1 pseudogene is annotated in these 624 nt (G+C 53.7%); it reads right to left on the bottom strand.

Going from position 1 to position 624, the window contains the following annotated elements:
- Positions 1-468 (bottom strand): annotated as a pseudogene (locus CXF97_RS14000) (hypothetical protein); the annotation flags it as partial.
- Positions 469-624 lie beyond the last annotated feature (156 nt).

Here is a 624-nt window from a genome sequence, read left to right as displayed (position 1 = left end):
CCCCATCGTGGTTTTACCGCCCTGACTGACTGATGAATGCTGCGTGGCGGCGGCGGTTACGGATTCCCAAGGGACGATCCAGTACTCGCCGTTTTCGCGGGGGACGCAGACTTCCCGGCGTTGGCGGTTGAAGCGTATGGGTAGAGGGACTTCGCGAAACAGTCCCTGGATTAGAAAGAAGGCTGGCACTCCAATAATGAACGCGGTCATTACTGCGAAAATATGCATTTCATCGTGATCAATCCTGAACAGATATCCCATGAACGCAAACAACACCACCATCGGCCAAAGCACCATTACCGCCGAGCCGATGCTGTAGTTACCTATATCGAGAAACACATCGTTTTTTCGCCAAATGATGTTGAGCACGTCAGAAGGTTTTCTACCGGTGGGAATCGGCAACGGCGCTAAATAGTCATTACGCGAAAACACCCCTTTCTTCGTGGAGCCTGCCGCTGGCGTACTCATACCTGTGCCTCCGCTCGCCCGGTCAACTCGGCCTCGCGTTTGGCAATGGCGGCTTCCAACTCAGGGGAACGTTTGGCCCATTGTTCCGGCGGGAGTGGTTTTGACCATTCGATGATGTCGGGATGGAGCAAATCAGGTGGCGGATTTAATTTCCAA

Source organism: Pseudomonas sp. Choline-02u-1 (genome assembly GCF_002836515.1).
GTDB lineage: Bacteria > Pseudomonadota > Gammaproteobacteria > Pseudomonadales > Pseudomonadaceae > Aquipseudomonas.
Note: the sequence above shows the minus strand (reverse complement) of the source record. Positions and strands in the feature narration are given on the sequence as shown.